Annotated in this window: 16 protein-coding genes; 8 read left to right on the forward strand and 8 right to left on the reverse strand. The window is 46.2% G+C overall.

Translation table 11 applies throughout. The features are described from left to right. Positions 1-59: 59 nt before the first annotated feature. Complete coding sequence (locus B7982_RS14935; protein ID WP_158212998.1) at positions 60-4,967, reverse strand: MBG domain-containing protein; 4,908 nt, start codon at positions 4,965-4,967, stop codon at positions 60-62. A gap of 179 nt (positions 4,968-5,146) precedes the next feature. Continuing rightward, positions 5,147-7,072: a T9SS type A sorting domain-containing protein gene (locus B7982_RS10085; protein ID WP_088660625.1), complete on the reverse strand. Its 1,926-nt coding sequence runs from the start codon at positions 7,070-7,072 to the stop codon at positions 5,147-5,149. 99 nt (positions 7,073-7,171) lie between these two features. Between B7982_RS10085 and B7982_RS10090 the strand changes: the two genes are divergently transcribed. Next, positions 7,172-8,182: a hypothetical protein gene (locus B7982_RS10090; RefSeq protein WP_088660626.1), complete on the forward strand. Its 1,011-nt coding sequence runs from the start codon at positions 7,172-7,174 to the stop codon at positions 8,180-8,182. A 35-nt stretch (positions 8,183-8,217) separates the two neighbouring features. Here the strand turns inward: B7982_RS10090 and ettA are convergent, their stop codons facing one another. The 4 genes from ettA to B7982_RS10110 all read right to left on the reverse strand — a co-directional run bounded on the left by ettA (position 8,218) and on the right by B7982_RS10110 (position 11,548). Beyond that, on the reverse strand, positions 8,218-9,912 hold the full coding sequence (ettA, locus tag B7982_RS10095) for an energy-dependent translational throttle protein EttA (protein ID WP_088660627.1): 1,695 nt from the start codon (positions 9,910-9,912) through the stop codon (positions 8,218-8,220). A gap of 54 nt (positions 9,913-9,966) precedes the next feature. After that, on the reverse strand, positions 9,967-10,224 hold the full coding sequence (locus tag B7982_RS10100) for a hypothetical protein (protein WP_233138491.1): 258 nt from the start codon (positions 10,222-10,224) through the stop codon (positions 9,967-9,969). Beyond that, the gene (locus B7982_RS10105) at positions 10,197-10,775 is read right to left on the reverse strand and encodes a flavodoxin (RefSeq protein ID WP_233138492.1); all 579 of its coding nucleotides are present in this window, start codon (positions 10,773-10,775) and stop codon (positions 10,197-10,199) included. The genes B7982_RS10100 and B7982_RS10105 overlap by 28 nt, the downstream gene beginning before the upstream one ends. Positions 10,776-10,903: 128 nt before the next feature. Next, the gene (locus B7982_RS10110; protein ID WP_088660629.1) at positions 10,904-11,548 is read right to left on the reverse strand and encodes a CatB-related O-acetyltransferase; all 645 of its coding nucleotides are present in this window, start codon (positions 11,546-11,548) and stop codon (positions 10,904-10,906) included. 171 nt (positions 11,549-11,719) lie between these two features. On the opposite strand from B7982_RS10110, the gene B7982_RS10115 reads away from it, so the two are divergent. The 7 genes from B7982_RS10115 to recQ all read left to right on the forward strand — a co-directional run bounded on the left by B7982_RS10115 (position 11,720) and on the right by recQ (position 19,118). Further along, positions 11,720-11,926: a helix-turn-helix transcriptional regulator gene (locus tag B7982_RS10115; protein WP_088660630.1), complete on the forward strand. Its 207-nt coding sequence runs from the start codon at positions 11,720-11,722 to the stop codon at positions 11,924-11,926. Beyond that, positions 11,919-12,254 carry a HipA N-terminal domain-containing protein gene (locus tag B7982_RS10120; RefSeq protein ID WP_088660631.1) on the forward strand — a complete coding sequence of 112 codons (336 nt, stop codon included), beginning with the start codon at positions 11,919-11,921 and terminating at the stop codon, positions 12,252-12,254. Before B7982_RS10115 ends, B7982_RS10120 begins: the two co-directional genes overlap by 8 nt. Then, a complete protein-coding gene (locus B7982_RS10125; RefSeq protein ID WP_088660632.1) occupies positions 12,254-13,255 on the forward strand; it encodes a type II toxin-antitoxin system HipA family toxin in 1,002 nt (333 codons plus the stop codon). The genes B7982_RS10120 and B7982_RS10125 overlap by 1 nt, the downstream gene beginning before the upstream one ends. A 56-nt stretch (positions 13,256-13,311) precedes the next feature. Then, positions 13,312-14,112 carry a hypothetical protein gene (locus B7982_RS10130; protein ID WP_088660633.1) on the forward strand — a complete coding sequence of 267 codons (801 nt, stop codon included), beginning with the start codon at positions 13,312-13,314 and terminating at the stop codon, positions 14,110-14,112. A 66-nt stretch (positions 14,113-14,178) separates the two neighbouring features. Beyond that, positions 14,179-16,221, forward strand: coding sequence for an AAA family ATPase (locus B7982_RS10135; protein ID WP_088660634.1), 2,043 nt, complete (start codon positions 14,179-14,181; stop codon positions 16,219-16,221). A 47-nt stretch (positions 16,222-16,268) separates the two neighbouring features. Then, positions 16,269-17,252, forward strand: a complete 984-nt coding sequence (locus tag B7982_RS10140) for a hypothetical protein (protein ID WP_233138493.1) — start codon at positions 16,269-16,271, stop codon at positions 17,250-17,252. Between the two features lie 54 nt (positions 17,253-17,306). Beyond that, on the forward strand, positions 17,307-19,118 hold the full coding sequence (gene recQ, locus B7982_RS10145) for a DNA helicase RecQ (protein ID WP_088660636.1): 1,812 nt from the start codon (positions 17,307-17,309) through the stop codon (positions 19,116-19,118). A 53-nt stretch (positions 19,119-19,171) separates the two neighbouring features. Here the strand turns inward: recQ and B7982_RS10150 are convergent, their stop codons facing one another. Both B7982_RS10150 and B7982_RS10155 read right to left on the reverse strand, forming a co-directional pair. After that, positions 19,172-19,687 (reverse strand): OmpH family outer membrane protein, encoded by a 516-nt coding sequence (locus B7982_RS10150; protein ID WP_088660637.1) that lies wholly within the window; start codon positions 19,685-19,687, stop codon positions 19,172-19,174. Positions 19,688-19,705: 18 nt separating this feature from the next. After that, positions 19,706-22,450 carry an outer membrane protein assembly factor gene (locus B7982_RS10155; RefSeq protein WP_088660651.1) on the reverse strand — a complete coding sequence of 915 codons (2,745 nt, stop codon included), beginning with the start codon at positions 22,448-22,450 and terminating at the stop codon, positions 19,706-19,708. Positions 22,451-22,803: the final 353 nt, after the last annotated feature.

Genomic DNA, 22,803 nt, shown 5'->3' on the forward strand with positions numbered 1-22,803 from the left:
TTTTTGTTTTGTTCCAAGCATTCCCCCCCCGTCAAGCGGGGAGAGCGAGGATAGCGAGGTTACTTCTTGTAGTAAGCACCTCGGGCATTCGACGAGCCACGGACCGGGCGACCCTTGAGGTCAAAGGAGCGATCCACAGCTCTTGTGACCCTGGCCGCGCGCGGGCTCATGCGCCCGATAGCGGAGGATTTCTCGATTTTAACTTCGATCTTTTTCGCTTCGAATGCGTTCCAGTTGTCACTTCCTTCGACATTGTAATAGACGGTATAGGTCTTTGCATCCGTGGCGGTTGGGATTTCGGCGCTGTATTTTTCACCATCGAGGCTGTAAAGCAATTTGCCGAAGTTGGTCTTGCCTGCCGTTACAAGTTCCTGAGATTTGCCGCTGTAAACGAGCTTTTCCTTAGCGACCGGAGCTTCCACAGAGACATCTGCCTTTGCGATTTTCACTTCGACCTTTTTCGCTTCAAAGGCATTCCAGTTGTCACTTCCTTCGACCTTGTAATAGACGGTATAGGTCTTTGCATCCGTAGCAGTTGGGATTTCAGAAGAATACTTCTTACCATCGAGGCTGTAAAGCAACATTCCGAAGTTGGTCTTGCCTGCCGTTACAAGTTCCTGTGCTTTGCCGTTGTAAACGAGCTTTTCCTTGGCGACCGGAGCTTCCACGGAAACATCTGCCTTCTTGACAGTCAGCGTGCCTGCGGCAAAAGATATCTCGTAGTTGCTGGCGGTCAAGCCGCTAGGTGTAATCGTATATTTGCCAACCTTGTCGAGCTTTTTGTAGTTGTAACTGTAAGTGAGCTCGCCACCCAAAACCGATGCATTTTCTTCGCCGATAAAGCCACTGTATTCAACACCGTCATTTGCGGGTTCATTGCCGTAAACGATGGACTTGTCCTTCGCGGTAACAGTGAGCGGAGCCTTCGCGATTACCACTTCGATTATTTTCGCTTCGAATGCGTTCCAGTTGTCACTTCCTTCGACCTTGTAATAGACGGTATAGGTCTTTGCGTCCGTGGCAGCTGGGATTTCGGCGCTGTATTTTTCACCATCGAGGCTGTAAAGCAATGTGCCGAAGTTGGTCTTGCCTGCCGTTACAAGTTCCTGTGCTTTGCCGCTGTAAGCGAGCTTTTCCTTGGCAACCGGAGCTTCCACGGAAACATCAGCCTTCTTGACTGTCAGCGTGCCTGCGGCAAAAGATATCTCGTAGTTGCCGGAGGTCAATCCACTTGGCGTAATCGTATATTCGCCAGCCTTGTCGAGCTTTTTGTAGCTGTAACTATACGAGAGCTCGCCACCCAAAACCGATGCATTTTCTTCGCCGATAAAGCCACTGTATTCAACACCGTCATTTGCGGGTTCATTGCCGTAAACGATGGACTTGTCCTTCGCGGTAACAGTGAGCGGAGCCTTCGCGATTACCACTTCGATTGTTTTCGCCTCAAAGGCATTCCAGTTGTCACTTCCTTCGACCTTGTAATAGACGGTATAAGTCTTTGCATCCGTAGCGGCTGGGATTTCGGCGCTGTATTTTTCACCATCGAGGCTGTAAAGCAACGTTCCGAAGTTGGTCTTGCCAACTGTTACAAGTTCCTGTGATTTGCCGTTGTAAACGAGCTTTTCCTTGGCGACCGGAGCTTCCACGGAAACATCAGCGATCTCGACTGTCAGCGTGCCTGCGGCAAAGGTAATCTCGTAGTTGCCGGAGGTCAATCCACTTGGCGTAATCGTATATTCGCCAGCCTTGTCGAGCTTTTTGTAGCTGTAACTATACGAGAGCTCGCCACCCAAAACCGACTCATTTTCTTCGCCGATAAAGCCACTGTATTCCACGCCGTCATTTGCAGGTTCATCGCCGTAGGCGATTGTCTTGTCCTTGGCGGTGATTGTAAGCGGAGCCTTCGCGATTACCACTTCGACCTTTTTCGCTTCAAAGGCGTTCCAGTTGTCACTTTCTGCAACTTTATAGTAGACTGTATAGGTCTTTACGTCAGTGGCGGTTGGGATTTCGGCGCTGTATTTTTCACCATCGAGGCTGTAAAGCAACGTTCCGAAGTTGGTCTTGCCTGCCGTTACAAGTTCCTGTGATTTGCCGCTGTAAGCGAGCTTTTCCTTGGCTGCCAGTGCTTCCACAGAGATATCAGCTTTTTCGACTGTCAGCGTGCCTGCGGCAAAGGTAATCTCGTAGTTGCCTGCGGTCAAGCCGCTAGGAGTAATCGTATATTTGCCGACCTTGTCGAGCTTTTTGTAGCTGTAACTATACGAGAGCTCGCCACCCAAAACCGACTCATTTTCTTCGCCGATAAAGCCACTGTATTCAACACCGTCATTTGCGGGTTCATTGCCGTAAACGATGGACTTGTCCTTCGCGGTAACAGTGAGCGGAGCCTTCGCGATTACCACTTCGATTGTTTTCGCCTCAAAGGCATTCCAGTTGTCACTTCCTTCGACCTTGTAATAGACGGTATAAGTCTTTGCATCCGTAGCGGCTGGGATTTCGGCGCTGTATTTTTCACCATCGAGGCTGTAAAGCAACGTTCCGAAGTTGGTCTTGCCAACTGTTACAAGTTCCTGTGATTTGCCGTTGTAAACGAGCTTTTCCTTGGCGACCGGAGCTTCCACGGAAACATCAGCGATCTCGACTGTCAGCGTGCCTGCGGCAAAGGTAATCTCGTAGTTGCCGGAGGTCAATCCACTTGGCGTAATCGTATATTTGCCGACCTTGTCGAGCTTTTTGTAGCTGTAACTATACGAGAGCTCGCCACCCAAAACCGACTCATTTTCTTCGCCGATAAAGCCACTGTATTCAACACCGTCATTTGTGGGTTCATCGCCGTAAACGATGGTCTTATCCTTCGCGGTGACGGTGAGCGATACCTTCGCGATTGTAAATGTCTTTTTAATTTCGCCGTAATAGATTCCGACGCCCTGGACAGACAAAGTAGCCGTACCGGCATTCAAGTTTTCCTTGCAAACGACCTTGTAATCCTCGCCTTTGACAAGTGGATCGACACCCGCAGGCATAGTCACATCAGCCATCGGGCAAATGGAATCACCGGTGTAAATTTGGTCGGGAATATCGGCAATGACCATATTGTCGGGGAACGGCACTGCAGGAACAAGGGTCTTTCTTTCGATAGCTTTGAGATCATTAGCGGAGAGCGAGCCGCTATATACGTTGCCATTCTCGTCCTTGAACGACTTGCCCTCGGCGATTTGGACGGAGCCTTTATAGCTGCTAGCCTTGATGAAGTCGGTGCTGTTTGTCCAGCCAAGGGTGATGTCACTGTTTTGGCTGTAGATGCCGTAGCCGTAGCCGCAAGTGGCCGTGACAATGCCGCCGTTTATCGTGACTCCGTTAGGACCGTAGATGCCATTGTTTTTGCCAGTGGCTGTGACGCTGCCGCCGCTTATCGTGATATTGCCAAAATCATTGTAGATGGCGTTGAAGCCAGTGGCCGTGACGATGCCGCCGTTTATCGTGACATTGCGTTTCCAGTTGTAGATGCCGAAACCGCCTGAGCCAGTGGCCGTGACGCTGCCGCCGTTTATCGTGACTCCGTTAGAACCGTAGATGCCGTTGTAGCCAGTGGCCGTGACGATACCGCCGTTTATCGTGACTCCTTCAGAACCGTAGATGCCGCTGCTAGAGCCAGAGGCCGTGACACTGCCGCCGATTATCGAGACAGTTCCCTTACTGTAGATGCCGCAACCGCCCGAACCATTTCCGGTGTCGTTCAAAATTCCGCTTTGCCCGTTCTGCCCGTAAATGGTCAGATTTTTATCAGCCTGGATTCCGTCGGTTTCACTTTTAATCACCATCTCCGCACCGTCCGCGAGGATGAGATGAGCGTCACCGCTAAACTTGACTTGGTTCGAGTATTTCACCTTGCCCTGCACCACGTACCAGCCGCCTCCGAGGTTGCTCACGTCGGTTAAGGAGGTAAGCACGGTGTATTCGCCAAGCTTGCGGATTTGCTCCTTGCCATTTTCGTCGATGTAGGGGATGCCAATTTCCACCTTCAAATCTTTTTTCCCCACGGTAACGCTGTTGCCCTCAATACGTTCACCATTGACAAAATACACTACACTGCCGGAACCCGAAAAACCGAAGGTGACCGTTTCGCCAGCTTTGTAGTAATCCGTACCCGAGATGTTGATGAATGCATCACTCAAGGTAATGCCGTCGGGAACACTCACGGTATACACCTCGGCAGTCGTAGCCGTGATGGCAACATCTTCGCTCGGCATCTTGAAAGTGGCGGTTTTTCGGTCGGCAGCGAGGTTTATCGTTACGTTCTCGTTGGAAGCTGTTACGCCAGTAATCGTATTTATGATTTCATTTTCCTTGGCTGTCAGGGTGACCGTTTTGCCGGACTTGTAGTATTTGACTCTATTGATGGTCGCAAAAGCGTTGCTGATGGTAAGATTTTCAGGAACACTCACGGCATAGGCATCGACCGTCAGCACCACGGTGATGTAGTTGAAGAACTTGTTTGCCGGAACCCTCACTCCGATGGAGGTTGAGTTTGGGGCGATGTTGGAGGAAGACGCTTTCTCGGTACCATCTTCCTTGAACGTCACGCTTTTGAAGTAAAAGCCCTCTTTGCCCACCGACACAGTGAAAGTCGTTGGGATTTTTTCGGTACTGAAGGCCGTCGTGGATGTCGATTTGTTGTTTTCGTTTTTGCCGGTCTTGTCCAATTCTTGATTGGGCGTGAAAGTGATGCCATAACCATCGTTCATGGTGTGCCCTTCGTTCGCAGGCCAAAGGACGCCTTTGCCATGATCCCAGGAAGCGACTTCTTCGCCTGTTGCGGCATTATAGATATGCGCCACAGGCTTTAAAATTGTGCCCTGGACATCGATTTTGTAAGTCAAGGTGACATCCGTTGCCCACGCGCTCGAAACAGCCGCAGAAAGGAGGAAAATTGCTAAAAATGTGAAAAATTTGATGTTTTTCATAGGGTAAAGCATCCCATTTTATGTTAAACCGCGTCAAATTTAAAAAAGAGGTAAAAAAAATAAATAGCCCAAATGGGCTATTTTTAGGGTTATTCTGCCGCTCCTGCTCACGGGCTATTTTTAAAGTCACTAGAATTTTCTCCCTTTGACACGTCAGCACGACGTGACAGGGCGTTTCCTTACTTCACGGCAATTCTTGCGGTACGAACCATGCTGTTGCTTTCGACACGAACCAGGTAACTGCCTCGGTTCAAATGAGCGAGGCTAATGCTCTTTGTGCCATTCACAGGTTCCGCAAACGTTTCGACCAGATGACCGGTCAAGTCGAACACCTGCACACGCACCATCGAAGATGTCGGCAGCGCAATCGTCAGTGCGTTATCCGCATAGCCGAACTTCACGCCGTTCATTGCCACCGTCACGATCTTAATGGTCTTTTCGCTCGAAGAGGATTCGGCCTTTTCGCTAGAGCTGGACTGCACGGCAGAGCTACTACTCGTTGCCGAACTCGACGAAGACTTCGCGGAACTGCTGGACTTTGCAGAATTCGACGAAGACGAAATATCGTCAATAGATGCAACGACATTTATCTTGCCCGTTACAGTCTTTGTTTCTCCATAATAATCCGTCAGTTCGAACGAATAAACGTATTCATGGGCCGCCATTTTAGGATCCACAGTTCCATAAATCTTAACTTGCTTTTTTTCTTTATCTTGTTCCACTTTCAAATCAGCAAGGATTTTTTTACCATTAATAAGTTTCACATGGTTGTACTGATAAACTATCGGAACAATCTCTTGGCCAGCAACAACCGTTTGATTATCGCTACCTTCAATAACATCGAACGACATAACCCCAGCTGCTACATTAATCGTCGCCTTTGCACTCGCATTGTTGTCGGCACCAGTGACTGTAAGCACAACTTCATACGGGCCCTTAGCATTTTCTTCAACCAGCCCTGTAATAGTCACCGTATTACCATCTTTTTTAAGCCCGTAACCACCCGGGAAATTCGTAAGCTCAAGATTAGAGCCATGTTCTACCTTGAAAACAATCGGCTTGATAGAATCGCCGGCAGTCAGCGACTGCGTTTCATTTTCAATGACATATACCTTCGTCTCTACAGACTTATGAATCACATCAACGTTTGCAAAAGCGGTATCATTGTTATTTTCACCAATTGCAATAATTCTTATCGTGTATAATCCATCCTTCAAATTCTCATCGACAGTTCCACTGCACGTGAGCTTATTTTCTTCTACACTATACGCAAACGATCCTTTTAACGATCCTTCGAACTTAAATGAAGATAAACTTTCATCGACATGAACATTTGCAAACTCAAACACGACAGGCTCAATCTCATTGCCCGCCAGGACTTCCTGTCTTGCTTTTTCACTAACAAGTTTTATTGATGTGCGAGCCTTGCCACTTTCCACAACAATCGTTCCCGACATGCTCTTTTCATCGCCTTGGTCGTTCTTAACAGTGACTTTGTATTCATAATCACCAGACATTACATCGCTATTTACAGAGCCGACAATCATGATTTTATGTTTTTTTTCATCAATATTCTTTACAAGTCCAGACGGGAGTCCACTTACGCTATAACTTGTTATTCCCTCGTAATCGAAAACGATAGGTGTAATAGACTTACCCGCAGTGACTTCCTGATTCACGTCACCGCTACTTTTATTCCATTTTAAAGACAACGTTTCTTCTTTTTCCAGCACAATGAACTCGAACTCTGTCATGGCGAACTTGCCATCAGCGTCTTTGACGACGATAAATGCAGTGTACTTACCAGCGGGAATATCATCTCTCATCTCTCCCGCAATTTCACAAGCGGGCCCCTTAGTCCACCTTTTCGACAAGCCAAAATTTTCCAAAAAGTTCGTCGATGAATATTCTGGTACAGCATCTTCGCCAAGGCCAGTATTTTCATATAGAATTTTAACCGGCTTAATTTCATCGCCAGCATACACGGTCTGGGAAAGTTCCCCTGACAGAACCTGTTGCGTGATTTTTTCCGAAGCCTCATACGTTTCAGCGGCATTTGCTACCGCAAAGAACAAGGCAAAAGCCAACGCCATGATTTTTTTCATATAGCCCTCCATTTTTCGCCCCTAAAAAGGGCCAAGGTCACCTACTAAATTGCAAATATAAAAAAATGAAAGAGCCGCCTTCCCTGCGGCTCCAATGTAATGCACGCCAATCTGGTAGCTGTAGCGCTGCGCATTGATATTTTAACGAACATCAAGATAAAAAGTCCTTTGGAGTTATGCAATGCCTGCAACAAAGACTTCGCAAAGGTTTTATTTGCACTTTACATGGATTTTACTTTAGGTTTATTTTTTATAGATTATATAGCAACTATTTATGAATCGAGTGGAAACATGATTGCAATTTTGTGTATTATAAATTTTCTTTGGGGACTGGCATTCTTCCCGATATTCAACATCCTAAAAAAATGGGTTGAAAGCACAAAATCTCTACCGTTTGGGGCTATAATCAATTTTTTAAGTGATCTGCTAATGAGGTTGATAATGGTTTGCGGATTATGGTTCCCATTATTGCTAATAATCTTTTTTAAGGATCTCGACCACGGAAACAATGCCTTATGGAGTGCGCTGGCCTTTTTTGGAGGGCTAGTGGCTTATGCATTCCTAAAACGTAACGCCATCAAGTCGTACGTCCGGGAAGTCCACCAAAAATCAAACCCGTACGACACTCCTAGCGAGCTCGCCATAGAAATTATCGAGAAAGACTGGCGCTGCAGAAAATGCGGAACGCCCCACAAATATCCTTACGAAAGGAATTCGCCGATGTACGGGAGCCCGTTATTTATCTGCCCCAAATGCGGAATGGAACAACTTGCTTACGGGCGTTTGGAACCCGCATTGAATCGAAGTTTTGGTAATTGGAACATCGGGCGTATTTCCATAAAAGTAAATGTTGTTACGTTTGTTATTTCGGTGGCCTTACTGATACTGATTTTGAATATACCATATTCATCTCGCGAATTTTTCGGCATTCTGCTTTTCTTTACCGCAACTATTTTCGTTTCAAGCGTAATAATAACGATTGAGAGTAAGCTGAAGAAAAAGCCTGACTTTATCAAAAAGTCCGAAGAACGCTTGCAGAACAAGGATTACGTAACACTGTTACGCAAACACGGCTACGAAGTTCCACACTCCATCCGCAGCAGCAAATAATTAAAAAGGGACTCTTTCGAGTCCCGTTTTTTGTATTACTGTCTCGTGAGAGTCTTGTATCGAATCGGCTTCGGATTGTCAGCGTCTTCGCCAAGGCGCTTGCGACGGTCGGCTTCGTATTCACTCCAGTTGCCTTCGAACCACACGACCTTCGAATCGCCTTCGTAGGCAAGGATGTGCGTTGCAATACGGTCAAGGAACCAGCGGTCATGCGAGATGATCACGGCGCAGCCTGCGAACTTGAGGATAGCCTGTTCCAAAGCCTGCAATGTTTCAATGTCCAAGTCGTTCGTCGGTTCGTCAAGGAACAAGAGGTTGCCCGGCTTCTGCAAGTTCTTTGCCATGAGCACGCGGTTGCGTTCACCACCGGAAAGCTGCGAAAGCTTCTTCTGCTGTGCCGCACCCGTGAAGTTGAAGAGACCGCAGTAAGCACGGCCATTCATCTTGCGATCGCCCACCAAGATTTCGTCATTGCCACCCGTGATGGATTCCCAAACCGTCTTGGAATCGTCCAAACTTTCGCGGCCCTGTTCCATACTGATGATTTCGACAGTTTCACCAATCTTGAGCGTACCACCATCCGGCTTTTCCTGGCCCATAATCATCTTGAACAAAGTCGTTTTACCAGCACCGTTCGGACCAATGATGCCCACGATACCCGAGCGCGGCAAGCTGAAGTTCAAATCGTCGAACAGCACCTTTTCGCCAAAGGCCTTCTGCAAATGTTCCGCCTGGATAACAACATCGCCCAAGCGCTTGCCGTTTGCAATGTGGATTTGAGCCACCTTGATCTGTTCCTTGGAATCTTCGGCCAAGAGTTCTTCGTAAGCCTTGAGACGAGCCTTGCTCTTTGCCTGGCGAGCCTTCGGACTCTGCTTGACCCATTCCTGTTCACGAGCGAGGCGCTTCTGACGGTCAGATTCACCCTTCTCTTCGTTCTTCATGCGTTCAAGTTTCTGGTCAAGCCACTGGGCGTAATTGCCTTCCCAAGGAATGCCGCGACCGCGGTCAATTTCCAGAATCCAGTTCGTTACGTTGTCAAGGAAGTAACGGTCATGCGTCACGAGAATCACGGAGCCCTTGTATTCACGGAGGTGGCGTTCGAGCCATGCAACCGTTTCTGCGTCCAGGTGGTTCGTTGGTTCGTCAAGGAGCAACAAATCCGGTTCTTCGAGAAGCAAGCGGCAGAGAGCCACACGGCGCTTTTCACCGCCGGATAGGTTCGTCACCGGCCAATCGCCCGGCGGGCAGCGGAGAGCGTCCATTGCAATTTCGATATTGCGGTCGAGGCTCCACAAATCCTGAGCGTCGATGATGTCCTGAAGCTTAGCCTGTTCGTCGAGGAGCTTGTTCATCTCGTCGTCTTCCATCGGTTCAGCAAACTTCATGGAAATTTCGTTGAAGCGGTCAAGCACGGCCTGCTTTTTCGCGACAGCCTGCATCACGTTTTCCTTGACGGTCAAGGTCGGGTCAAGCTGCGGTTCCTGCGGCAGGTAGCCTGCGGTGCGACCCGGCTCGATCCAAGCTTCGCCTTGGAATTCCTTGTCAATGCCCGCCATAATGCGGAGGAGTGTCGACTTACCGGCACCGTTCTGGCCGATAATACCAATCTTTGCGCCATAGTAAAAGCTCAAAGAAATGTCCTTCAGCACCTCTTTGTTAGGCGGATAGGACTTGGTCATTTTGTACATGTAGAAAACGAATTTTTCTGCTTTGTTTTGTTCGGCCATATTTTAGTGAATAATGGTTAGTGATTAGAGGTTAGCGGCCATGCCGCAGTTTAATTATGCATTCCTAATATAGAAATATCTGTTCAAAGCCTGCATTACAAGCTGCATCGAGACTGCGAATAGCGCCATAATAGTGATGTAATCCAAAGTAAATAGCAAATACCCGTGTTCCAAATCCAAGGCATAGAACGGTTGTTGAAGCGTCATGTATTTCCACAAGCCCCGTTCGATAAAGGCATAAATTCCATAAACGCCAAGAGCCGAGACCACTCCCATCGCGATATCTAAAGTACACCGAGATATTTTAGCCACTTATCCACATCCTTCTGTGCTTTTTTAGGACTGTTCTGAGCAATATGCCCATAGATAGAAAGACCTTTCGTCACAACAGCTCCCGGTGCAGCCTTTTTCAGTTTTGCAATGGCAGAAAGACCACTCCCCTCATGCGTCACGAACGGATGAACCAACTTTCCTTTCAGATTATACTTTTCAAGGAAAGTATACATCGGCATAGGCATATCGTTCAACCACACCGGATAACCGATATAGATTTCATCGAAGTCCTCGGGATTAATATCCATCGGTTTAATCTCTGGGCGAGCGTTTTGCGCAAGTTCCTTTTTTGCCACCTTGAGGCATTCGTCGTAAGTTCTAGGATATGCTGTAACGGGCTTCACTTCCAAAAGCGTGCCACCAGTCCTTTCCGCAATCATCTCGGCAACAATTTCGGTATTGCCTTTGACAATCATGCCGAGACCAACGTTTTCACCAATATGGGAAAAGTAGGCGATCAAGATTTTCTTGTCGGCCGCCATGGAATACCCAACGAGGAACATCAATAGAATAATGACTAATTTACGCATGCTCCACTCCAGTTCTCAAGTTCTAACCATTAACTAAAATAATATAAAAAAACAACATAAGAAACTACACACAAAAACGATAAAGCGGAATACGTCTGTGATAAAGCGCAAAATGCAACTTTCAACCACTAAGAATTCGCCAAATATTGCTTGATTTTTGCTTTGACAAAATTCAAGTCCGGATTTGTGAGAATTGGAATAAGCGAATTGATTTCTTCGACCGGCTTATCCCACCATTTCCACCGAAGCAAAAGTGCCGTCAACTCTTCGTCAAAACGATTGCGGATAAACTGCGCCGGATTACCCACCACAATCGTATAAGGTTCCACATTACTCCCTACAACCGCATTTGCACCAATAATGGCCCCGTCACCAATATGTACCCCCGGCAAAATCACCGCATTCTGCCCGATCCACACATCATTCCCAATCACCGTATCGCCCTTGAGCGGCAAATTCTCCTTTGCAGGAGGCGCCATATTCCAACCTTGCAAAGTGTAAAACGGGAACGTCGAAACCGCATTCATCTGGTGGTTCGCGCCGTTCATCACAAACTCCACCCCCGAGGCAATCTGGCAGAATTTTCCGACAATTAACTTGTCGTCATTCCACGGATAAAGATGCATCACGTGACTCTCAAAATCGCTATCGGCAATGTAGGTGAAATCACCCACAACAATCTGCGGGTTCTTAAGCGTCGGCTTCACGTAAATTTCCTTGTCATACCCCGCAATCGGGTGGACCATCATCGGATCAGGGAATGTGTTTGGCATAGGGACCTCCGTGGGTGGGATTTTAGCGAAAAGGTAATAAAAAATGCAATATCTTGCAGATTTTCATTGACAAATTAGGCCAGATTATATATTTTAACATAAAAACCGCAATATATTGCAAATCTCAAGACAATTCATATTGAATTAATTGTCATTATTGGAGCTACAGCTATGGAAAATCTCGGAAAACAGATTTCGGAAAGGCGCAAGAAACTAGGCCTGTCTCAAGAGGATCTGGCCGAGATTTCCGGCGTTTCTCCCAGAACAATCAACTCTGTCGAACTCGGGAAAGCGAACCCATCCATCAACGTGTTGAACAAGATGGTAAAGCCACTCGGTTTCGTGGTCACACTAAGCGAGAGGGTCTCTCATGAATAGCCACAAAATCCGCAGTGCATGCGTATTCTACAATAACATCCTTGCCGGCTACCTCTTGCAAAACAGCAGGAGCTACACTTTTTTATACGACTCCAATTATGTTGTTTCACAAAACCCATCCATCGCATTGGACATGCCGAAAAAGAAACGCCTGTTTAGATCGTCTTACCTTTTCCCATATTTTCAGGGATTGTTGCCTGAAGGAGCAAACAAGGCCTTCTATTGTGAGCGTCTCGGCATTAAGCGCACAGACAAATTTGCAATGCTTCTGAACCTTGCCAGCCATGAAACTATCGGTGCCGTCACCATACGAGAAAGGAGCCACTAATGGGACTCTGCCACTGTTGTTTAAAAGAAACGGAACAAGATTTTTGTCGCGCCTGTTCAAAGGCGCTTTTTGGCGGTTCTAGATTTAGCGCAACTTTGGATTTTGACATTCCACAACTAGCGTTCGCAAAAGATGGTACCGTCAAGAGAATTTCCATTTCCGGAGCGCAGACAAAGTTTTCCGTGAAAGTTGAAAACAAAAAACTAATCAACACAGATCGCGGCGGGACACACATTCTGAAGCCAACATTATTGCCGTACTACGAAAACTATCAAGACGCACCTGCCAACGAACACGTAACAATGCTGATGGCGCGTGTCCTTTTCAAAATCCCGACAGCGATATCTGCTCTACTTTACTTCAAAAACGGAGACCCCGTCTACATTACCAAACGTTTTGATGTCATCGAAACTGGCGAGCATACAGGAAAGCGCTTGAGCCAAAGCGACTTTGCGCAAATTGCGGGCCTCGTCCCCGAAATAAACGGTAGCGACTACAAATACAAAGGAATTTCATACGAGGGAATCGCTACGCTAATTCGCGAAAACGTAAGCGCTGCCGATGTTGCCATTGAGATATTTTTTAGGACAGTATTATTCAACTATCTCGTATGTAACGGCGATGCACACGCGAAGAATTTTTCGCTCCGCAATTCCGTCGAAAATCCCGATGTCTACGATTTGACTCCTGCATACGACTTGCTGAACACATCGCTACACATCCCCCACGAACAATCGCGTACAGCACTCGATTTATTCAAGGACGAAGACGATTTCAAGACTCCTTTTTACGAGGCAAACGGTTTTTACGGTTCTCCAGATTTTATGGAATTTGCCAAGAGAATCGGAGTTGTCGAGAAGAGAGCCGCCCGTTTTATAAAGCAAGCCATCGATGCCGTTCCCGCAATGGAAGAAATGCTAGACAAATCTTTCTTAAGCGAACAAGGCAAAGCGAAATACAAAGAATCTATTCGTGATAGAGCTAAAGCTCTAGGGCTGTAGAAGATTTTTTCTTTTTTGAAATTTTATGACAGTTATATGATGTATATTTGGGGAAAATGACCTACACCAAGTTTTATAGCACAGCATATCAATTTTTGCTAGCCCATTTGCCCACAAGCATTACAGAAGCTTCATTGCAAAGATATTTCATCCCAGAACGCAATGGATTTTCTTCAATTGCGGATGTTTTCGAAGGCTTTATAGAATCGGCGCAGACACAGCAAATGTTGCCCAACGTTATAAAGTTTAGGGAACGGCACAAGCAAATAAAAAAAATTCTTTGCAACTTCAATGTTGCTCGTGTCATCAAGACTTGGGACGCAAATACACTCTATAAAGAATTCCGTAGGCAATTCAACGTAACCTCGACAGATTCACCTAAAAATTGCTGGTTCAGGTGGAGTGAAGCCGTTATAAGCATTGCCAAATTCTTATCAAGCTTCAAAGATGCAAACGATTTCAGAGGATTCATTGCAAGTTTCGGATACAACGCAAAGACCAAGATGGCATTACCGCTTCTTATTTCAATAAGAATCAAGGGGATGGGATTTTCACTCGTCTGCAACGCACTCAAGGAATTAGGCTACTCCGAATATCCAAAGCCAGATGTTCACCTTAAAGACGTCATAAGTACCGCTGGATTTTGCGAACACGACGACTACGCCGTCTTTGAAACGATTGTGAACATTTCAAACGAGGTGCAATATAAAGGCGATAAAACAGCCACACCATATAAAATTGACAAAATCATTTGGCTCATCTGCTCTGGGAATTTCTACCTAGACAATATCAATGGAAAATCATGGAAGCGAGAGTTTGTAGACGAAGTGAAGAACGGACAGCCAGAATGCATTTAGACTGTTTTAGGAAATTTCGCGCTCATTCTGAGCAACAAAATGTATAATTAGACAAAAGAGGCTTATATGGACGAGAAACTTGAAAAATTGATAAGAAATAAAATTGCAACAGATAAAAAGCTCGCTGCTAAAATAGCGTGTGAAGACTTTTGGCTTGCCAAAGGGCAAGAAGCTCTCAGAAAATATCAAGCATACTCTATAAGTCCAAAACTTCTAGACAACCTCATTGAAAAATCTTCTTCCAGTGAAGGATTCCAAGAAATCAAGAACTCTCAAGACCCCACGATTATTGAAATTAGAGAATTGATTTTCTCTATTGTCGCATATTGCGATATGAGTGCCAGTGATAAAAAGAAATACAACAAATATGAAGATTACCGTGTCATTGCTAAAGCAGGCATTTATCAAAATAGCTGGACAAGATTCTTATTACAGTATAAGAAGAACAAAGATGAAGTTTCCGATTCTGCAATGAATGCCGTTGAATACTTAGATCAACCAACAACACATTTTGGAAATGTAAGCGAAAAACATCGTAAACTGATTGCAAAAAAAATTTTTAAGGTTCCTTACGAAAGAAACTCTTTTTTTGATTCTGCAAAAAAATTCTTTGAACCATTTAACATCAAATGCAATAATCCAGACAACCTAGGTACAGTTTTGGGTCAAATTCTATATGACCAAGACATTGCAAAATATTGGATGGAAAACGAAGCCTCTCCAGATGATTCTGAAGCCGTTCGCTACTGGGTTTATTCTCCTGGAGCAAAAGCTGCAAATTGGGCGAACGATAAGAAAAATGGAGAAATATCCATTGGTTATAGCAAAATTGTTGATTGGAGCACTCTAAAAAATAAAGAAGAATACCGAATTGCCTTGCAGAAATTTCACAAAGACTCCGCATCACATAAAAATGATGTTCATGCATTTTGGCAATTCGTAAACGATATGAAAATTGGTGATATCGTTTATGCAAAAGACGGAATGTCAAAAGTTATTGGCCGTGGCATTATTCAGGGAGATTATTTCTATGATAAGAACAAAGATTCCTTTTGCAGTAGTCGAAAAGTGCAATGGACACATACCGATTGCAATTACGAATTGAAAGACGAGGGTGCATTTTCCATGAAGATGCTCACCGACATCACAAAATATTCTGGTTTAAGAAACCAGCTTGAAGACTTTTTCGAGGACCAAAAAACAACGCAAAAGGTTGTTGAAACATCTATCAAACCGGAACCACAACCAATCTCTAATTACTCTAAAGAAGATTTCTTAGAAGAAGTCTTTATGGATGAATCCAGCTATGATTCACTTGCTGGTTTGCTTAAGAGGAAAAAGAATATTATTCTACAAGGCGCCCCTGGTGTGGGGAAAACATTCATGGCAAAACGCCTAGCTTATTCGATGATTGGTGAAAAAGATCCATCTCGAGTAAAAATGATTCAATTCCACCAAAGTTACAGTTATGAAGATTTCATAATGGGCTACCGTCCTGATGGAAATGGATTCAAGCTAAAACGCGGTCCGTTCTATGAATTTTGTAATACAGCGGCAGAGGATTCAGAAAACAACTATTTCTTTATCATCGACGAAATAAATCGTGGAAACATAAGCAAGATTTTCGGCGAACTATTCATGCTTATCGAAAACGATAAACGCGGCCAGCAAATTCGTTTGCTATACGAAGATGAATTATTCTCCGTACCTTCCAATTTATACATCATTGGCCTCATGAATACTGCAGACCGCAGCATTGCAATGATTGACTACGCTTTACGCCGTCGTTTCTCGTTTTTTGATGTTAAGCCTGCATTTGATTCAGAGCAATTTGAAAGCAGGCGTGAAAGTGCAGAAAACGAGAAGTACGACTGTCTTATTGAATGTGTAAAAAATCTCAATAAGGAAATCGCCGCCGATGATTCTCTTGGTGAAGGATTTTGCATAGGTCACAGCTACTTTTGCTTCGAAGAAAATGAAACCATTGATAATGAATGGCTCAAGTCGGTTGTTGAATATGATGTCATTCCGCTCCTGAAAGAATATTGGTTTGACGAGCCTGAAAAAGTAAAGAACTGGAGCGATAAACTCAGAGCATCGATTCAATGATTCTCGTAAAGAACATATATCACATGCTTTCGTACGCCTTTCGCTGTTTGAAGGAAGGCGCATTTAAAGCGTTATCCGATGAAACAGAATTTTTCGACAATACAGACAACCTATATGCAGAAATTCTGATTCTCAGAGTGACGGTTCAAATAAAGCGTGGATTGCTGAGGGATTATATTGATGCAACTGAATCCCTCAAATGCCCTCATGGGAAAATAGAGCTTTCGGAATCCATTAAAAACATAAGTTCGCAAAAAAGAGAGCTAGTATGTTCTTTTCAAGAATATACAGAAAACGCCCTGTTGAATAGAATTCTAAAACAAACATTCGCGATTCTATTGAAAAGCAAGGATGTTACCCATGAACGCAAGAAAAAAATTCATAAGCTACTGACCTACTTTTCTTGTGTAGAGCCAATAGACTTACGATTTGTGAATTGGAACATCCATTTTAATCGCTGCAACGCAACATACCAGATGCTCATTTACATTTGCCATTGGATATATGATGAATGGCTCATAAATCATAGTCAAAAAAAAGGTACAAAACGTTCTTTTGAAGACGATCAAAAAATGAGCCGTCTATACGAGAAATTTGTACTTGAATATTTTCGCCGTGAGCACCCGGAACTGAACGCAAATGCACCGCATTTAAGTTGGCAATTGGACGACTCAATTGATAAAATGTTGCCAATTATGAAAACGGATGTGACTCTTGAAAATGAAAACCGAATACTGATTATTGACACCAAATACTACAATAGCATGTTGCAAAACACCTACAATTCTAGCACCCAGCATTCACACAACATGTATCAAATCTTTACCTATGTAAAGAACTTGGCGTACGAGACACAATCGGCCAACAAAACCGTTTCGGGAATGCTTCTTTATGCCAAAACAAATGAGGCTATTTCACCAGATCAAGACTACAAAATGAGCGGGAACAGAATCAGTGTAAAAAGTCTAGATTTAAACAAAGACTTTACCGAAATCCGTAGTCAATTAGACGCGATTGCAAAGATTGTATAGAAGGTCTTCCTTTTCATCTTAGTATATTTGCGCCGTTTTAAATAATACACAGCTATGCCCACCTCTCGTGAAATTTTAAAATCTATTTTTGGCTACGATTCGTTCCGCCCTATGCAAGAGGAAATCATCGAGCATGTTATCTCAGGGAAAGATGCGCTTGTGCTGATGCCGACTGGTGGCGGAAAGTCCATTTGCTACCAGATTCCGGCCTTGATGTTCAAGGGTATCACGGTCGTTATTTCACCGTTGATTTCACTGATGAAAGACCAGGTGGACGCGCTGAACGCAAACGGCATCGGAGCCGACGCGCTCAACAGCAACAACGAAGAAGGCGAAAATGCGGCCATCCGAGAGCGCTGCAAAGCGGGCCAAACCAAGATTCTCTACATTTCGCCGGAGCGTTTGCAGCGAGAAATTCCGTGGATGCAACAGCACTTGAGCGTTTCTCTATTCGCTATCGACGAGGCGCATTGCATTTCGCAATGGGGGCACGATTTTCGCCCGGAATACACGCAGCTCGGCATGCTACACCAAGCGTTCCCGAGCGCAACAATTATGGCGCTGACGGCAACGGCAGACAAGCTCACAAAAGAGGACATCGTCCGACAGTTGAACTTGCGTGACTTTAGACTTTTCGTGAGTTCGTTCGACCGCCCGAATTTGAGTCTCGATGTGCGGCGCGGTTATTCCGCATCCGAAAAGCTGAAGGCGATTTTGTCCATCATTTCAAAGCACAAGCACGAATCGGGAATCATCTATTGCCTTTCGCGCAAGAGCACAGAGAAAGTCGCCGATGAACTCATCAACGCAGGCGTTTACGCGAAGGCATACCATGCTGGGCTAACAGCTGAAGAACGCAACAATGTGCAAGAGGATTTCATCAACGACAATATCGATGTCGTGTGTGCGACAATCGCATTCGGCATGGGCATCGACAAAAGCAACGTCCGTTACGTCATCCATTACAATCTCCCCAAGAGCATCGAGAGTTTTTATCAAGAAATCGGGCGCGCGGGCCGTGACGGCCTCCCCTCCGAGACGGTGCTGTTCTACAATTTCCAGGACATCATCACACTCCGCAAATTTGTAAACGAAAGCGGCCAGCGAGATATCAATTCCGAGAAGCTCGACCGCATGCAGGAATACGCCGAATCGCAAGTTTGCCGTCGTCGCATTTTGCTCAACTACTTCGGTGAAAACAATAGCAGCAACTGCGGGAATTGCGATATTTGCAAGCACCCGCCACAGCGATTCAACGGTACGATTCTCGTGCAGAAAGCACTCTCGGCCATCAAACGCACTGGCGAGCACATCGGTTTTTCAATGACCGCCGACATTCTCAAAGGCACGCTCAACGACGAAATTGTCCAGAAGGGTTATGACAAGCTCAAAACATTCGGCGTAGGCGCCAAGACAACGCTCAAGCATTGGCACGATTACCTTTTGCAAATGCTGCAACTCGGCTACATTGAAATTGCATACAACGAAAACAACCACCTTAAAATAACCGAAAGCGGTAACGAAGTACTCTTCGGGAAGAAAACGGCAGAACTCGCCATCGCCGCAAAAATTGAAGCCAAAGAAGACACAAAACCGAGAAGCGGTCGCACGACATTTACGCGCGCAGCCGACGACGCGGAAGACAATTCTCTGTTCGAAGCTCTGCGAAAAGTCCGCAAGCAAATTGCCGACGAAAACAACTGGCCCGCCTACGTTGTGCTCTCCGACCGCACGCTAAAAGACCTCGCCTACAAGGCGCCCATTTCCATCAACGAACTGCAAGATGTATTCGGTTTCGGTGAAATGAAAATCCGAAAGTTCGGGCAGCAATTCGTAGACGCCATCCGCGATTACATGAGACAATAAAAAAAATCCCGCAGCACACGCCGCGAGATTTTCAAATGCCCGAAGACAAAGAACTATCTATTGTTCAAATAGTTCAGCACCTTGTTCGTAAGGTCGTTTTCCTTTTTCCAGAAAAGCACAGCGCCGGTAGCACGGTCAATGACCATGTCGTAGCCTTCCTGCAAGGCAATTTCGTTCACGGCCTTGCGGATGAGCTGGATAATCGGGGCACTCACCTTTTCGTTTTCGGTGATGAGCTCTCCGTTACGGCCATAGACGCGGTCGATGAACGACTTGAGCTCCGTATCCTTCTTGTTGTATTCGGCTTCGAGTTCGCGCTTCTTTTCGTCCGAAAGCATCAGGACCTGCTTATCGAGCCTTTCCTTGATGGCGGCAAGCTCCTTTTGCAGAAGGTTTGCCTGCTGTTCCCATTTAGCCACCTGGCGGTCATATTCTTCTTGAGCCTTCTTGGTGCCCTTGAAGCCGTCAAAGATAATCTTTGAGTCCACATGGGCAATGCGAAGACCATCTTCGGCAAAGCTTGCGCATGCAAAGACTACCGAAAGCAAAACTATCAACTTGCGAATCATAGCGCACCTCCAGTCAGGTTAGAAAGACTGACCAATGACAAAGTTGAATTCCATATCACCCACCGACGGAAGCTGAGTACCGTTGCTGTAGGATTCACCCGGATCGAGCGGCCAGGCAAAGTCGAAACCGATAATGCCAAGCATCGGCACCACTACGCGGAAGCCAAAGCCAATATCCTTCTTGAGCTTCGTCGGATCCCATTCACTGAGCGGATTCTTCTTGGGCTTGTCAACGCGAGCATTCTTGTCGATGCGTTCACCGAACACGTTACCGGCGTCAAAGAAGAACGGGAGCAAGTAGAACGTCTGCGGCACAAGACCAAGTTGGAGTTCAGCACCGATGTACTGGTAGCTGCGGCCCAAACGGCTCTGGCCAATGGAACCCGAGCTATAACCACGGAGCATACCATCGTAGCCAAGCACGCCACCCATTTTATACAACGTACGATGTTGCAACTTGTCGCCAAAGATGACACCGTATTCATTTGTAAGGGCAATCGTGAGGCGGTCACGGAAGAGCGGGAACCACCACTTGATGGAGAGGTCGGCCTTCACGAATTCAAAGTCACTGCCAAAGATCTTATCGGCCCACTGCACGTCGAGCACATAACGGGAACCTTCGGTCGGGAACTGCGGCAAGTTCTTGTCGTCACGCTGGATGCGGAAGTTGAATGCCGATTCAATACCCGTATAGACCACATAGCTATTGTCGATGTTCGGGCCCTGATCGTTCATGAGCCAGCCATAACCGATCTGACCATAGAAGTAGTCATCCGGCCACTTGAGTCGCTTACCGGCAAAGATGTTTCCACCGTAGCGGGTAATGTCGTGGTCGTCATAGTCTTCCATGTTCCACCAGGAATAGCTGAGGCTTGCACCGACCGTAATCGGCTTGTCGAGGAACCACGGTTCTGTAAAGCTAATCGTAGCACTCTTCTTGTCGGCACCGTATTCGAGGTTCAAGGCAGCCTGCTGGCCATCGCCCATACAGCAGTTCGGGATAGAGATGCTTGCCGTACCGACAAAGCCATCGCTTTCACTATAAGAGACGCCCAAGCTGAACTGACCTGTACCGGCCTGCTTTTCTTGAACGGCAAAGTCGAGATCCACTTCCTGTTCGCCCACGACCTTGATATCGGGCACGACCATGTCGAAGTAGTTGAGCTGCATAATTTCGCGGAAGCTACGTTCCAAAGCGGACTGGCGGTACGTATCGCCCGGATAGAGGCGGACTTCGCGACGGATGACCTTTTCGTTCGTCTTGGTGTTGCCACGCACATGGACCTTATGGATCTGAGCCGGCAAACCTTCGTTCATCTTGTAGGCGAGGTTCACAATGGAATCGTTTTCGAACGTTCTCTCTTCATCGAATTGGGCAAAGAGGTAGCCATCTTCGCGGTAGGAATCGAGCAAAGCCTTACGGGATGCTTCGTAGAGGTACTGGTCGAACACGGCACCGCTATCAAGACGGAACACATAGCCGAGCATGGCATCGCTCTGGACTTCGTTACCCGTAAAGTGGAGTCCGCCCATGTAGTAGCGACGGCCTTCGGTCACGTCGATGTGGATGATAATATCGCTAGAGGTCTTGATGTTATCGTACTTGTAAAGGGCCGGAATCATGTCCTCAATCATGTAACGCACAAGAAGCTTGCTTTCGTAAGCGGAGCGCTTCTTGATCTTGAGGAGGGAATCAATTTTCGGGTTATTCCACTTGCGGCCCGCAACCAAGTCAAGCCATTCCTTACGGGCGCTTTCATAGCGGATAATGTCGTTCAGGAGAGTCCATGCGCCTTCTTCGTCCTTGACCTGCGGCTTACGTCTTGCAAGCGGATACTTGTCAGAGGCCTTGCGCATGTTCCTATAATAGTGCGTCACTTCCATCGTCGGCTTGCCCGCAATCTTGTAAAGCGGGTTCGTCGAATCAGCCATGGCCTCGTTCAACTGCGTATAGAGCGGGGCCAAGCGTTCTCCAACCGGCACCATGCGTCCAAGATAGAACAGGCAGGTAGAATCCGGGAGGTATTCGGCATGGTAGTCGTTCAGTTCTGCATCCAGGTAACCGAAATGGCGGAAAACATTCAGCACGGTATCGCGGTCGGCTTCAAAGACATTTTCCTTGAATTCGCCACCGCCCCACCACTGGTTTTCCTTAGAGAGCATGTGATCTGCAATTTCTTCGATAGGCACATGGTCATTGCCCTTCACGTCAAAGCCGCGGATACGCACCTTGTTGCCTTCGCGAATCACGAAGGTCACCTTGTTCTGGTATTCGTCCACCGGTTCTTCGCGGTAGCCCACTTCGGCAAGGAGGAAGCCTTCGGAGCGGTAATGGTCGAGCATAGCCTGGCGAGTGCGTTCCAGCTGAGCCTTGCTATAGACCTGACCCGTAATCATGTGAATTTTCAAGCGGAGGTCATCTTCAGAAACTTCGTCACAACCATCCAAAATAGCGGTATCGAGAGCAGGGAGCTCCTTGACCTTAAAGACCAAGTCCACATTGGAACCATCGTCGCCAACATAATCCACCCAGGCAGTCACATCGTCAAACAGGCCCGAAGCATAAAGCGTGCTCACGGAATTCTGAACTTTTTCGGAAAGCGAAGTCGGGGAATAGCTCTGACCCGGACGGATACCGATACGTCCGAGAACCGAACGTTCGTCCATGTGATGTGTACCTTCGACATGAATCTTGTTGATCTTATTCTCAACCATATACTTGTCGGAAATCTGCGACATGTCCAACAACTGGGCATTCGACATACCGACCAAAGCAAGAACAAATAAAAGCGAACGGGAACGCAGAATAGACCTACCTATAAAGCAGTTTATTTAAATTTTCTGCCCAAAAATACAAAAATTACACTCCCCCGCCCACACGACTTTTTGAAAAAAGGCCAAACGGCCGACGAATAAACGGTAATGTTGGAATAAGGGTTATAACGTCCCAATTTTTACACTTTTTGAAACTGTTACGTTATGGACTTAGCGACTCCATATATATGGACAAAGGCGCGACTTGCATTTTCGCAAAGAAAAAGAAACGCTCCTAAATTAAACGCAACGCAAGCGCATTATATATATTTAAGGCGGAAAATTTTAACCTACACCCTCTA

This window comes from Fibrobacter sp. UWB2 (assembly GCF_002210425.1).
Taxonomy (GTDB): domain Bacteria; phylum Fibrobacterota; class Fibrobacteria; order Fibrobacterales; family Fibrobacteraceae; genus Fibrobacter; species Fibrobacter elongatus.

Excerpts from the sequence above, each read along its gene's own strand:
- B7982_RS10120 (WP_088660631.1), top strand. The coding sequence starts at position 11,919 with ATGAATAGCCACAAAATCCGCAGTGCATGCGTATTCTACAATAACATC.
- B7982_RS10155 (WP_088660651.1), bottom strand. The coding sequence starts at position 22,450 with ATGTCGAATGCCCAGTTGTTGGACATGTCGCAGATTTCCGACAAGTAT.
- B7982_RS10085 (WP_088660625.1), bottom strand. The coding sequence starts at position 7,072 with ATGAAAAAAATCATGGCGTTGGCTTTTGCCTTGTTCTTTGCGGTAGCA.
- B7982_RS10090 (WP_088660626.1), top strand. The coding sequence starts at position 7,172 with ATGCACGCCAATCTGGTAGCTGTAGCGCTGCGCATTGATATTTTAACG.
- ettA (WP_088660627.1), bottom strand. The coding sequence starts at position 9,912 with ATGGCCGAACAAAACAAAGCAGAAAAATTCGTTTTCTACATGTACAAA.
- B7982_RS10115 (WP_088660630.1), top strand. The coding sequence starts at position 11,720 with ATGGAAAATCTCGGAAAACAGATTTCGGAAAGGCGCAAGAAACTAGGC.
- B7982_RS10125 (WP_088660632.1), top strand. The coding sequence starts at position 12,254 with ATGGGACTCTGCCACTGTTGTTTAAAAGAAACGGAACAAGATTTTTGT.
- B7982_RS10110 (WP_088660629.1), bottom strand. The coding sequence starts at position 11,548 with ATGCCAAACACATTCCCTGATCCGATGATGGTCCACCCGATTGCGGGG.
- B7982_RS10105 (WP_233138492.1), bottom strand. The coding sequence starts at position 10,775 with ATGCGTAAATTAGTCATTATTCTATTGATGTTCCTCGTTGGGTATTCC.
- recQ (WP_088660636.1), top strand. The coding sequence starts at position 17,307 with ATGCCCACCTCTCGTGAAATTTTAAAATCTATTTTTGGCTACGATTCG.
- B7982_RS10150 (WP_088660637.1), bottom strand. The coding sequence starts at position 19,687 with ATGATTCGCAAGTTGATAGTTTTGCTTTCGGTAGTCTTTGCATGCGCA.
- B7982_RS10135 (WP_088660634.1), top strand. The coding sequence starts at position 14,179 with ATGGACGAGAAACTTGAAAAATTGATAAGAAATAAAATTGCAACAGAT.
- B7982_RS14935 (WP_158212998.1), bottom strand. The coding sequence starts at position 4,967 with ATGAAAAACATCAAATTTTTCACATTTTTAGCAATTTTCCTCCTTTCT.
- B7982_RS10130 (WP_088660633.1), top strand. The coding sequence starts at position 13,312 with ATGACCTACACCAAGTTTTATAGCACAGCATATCAATTTTTGCTAGCC.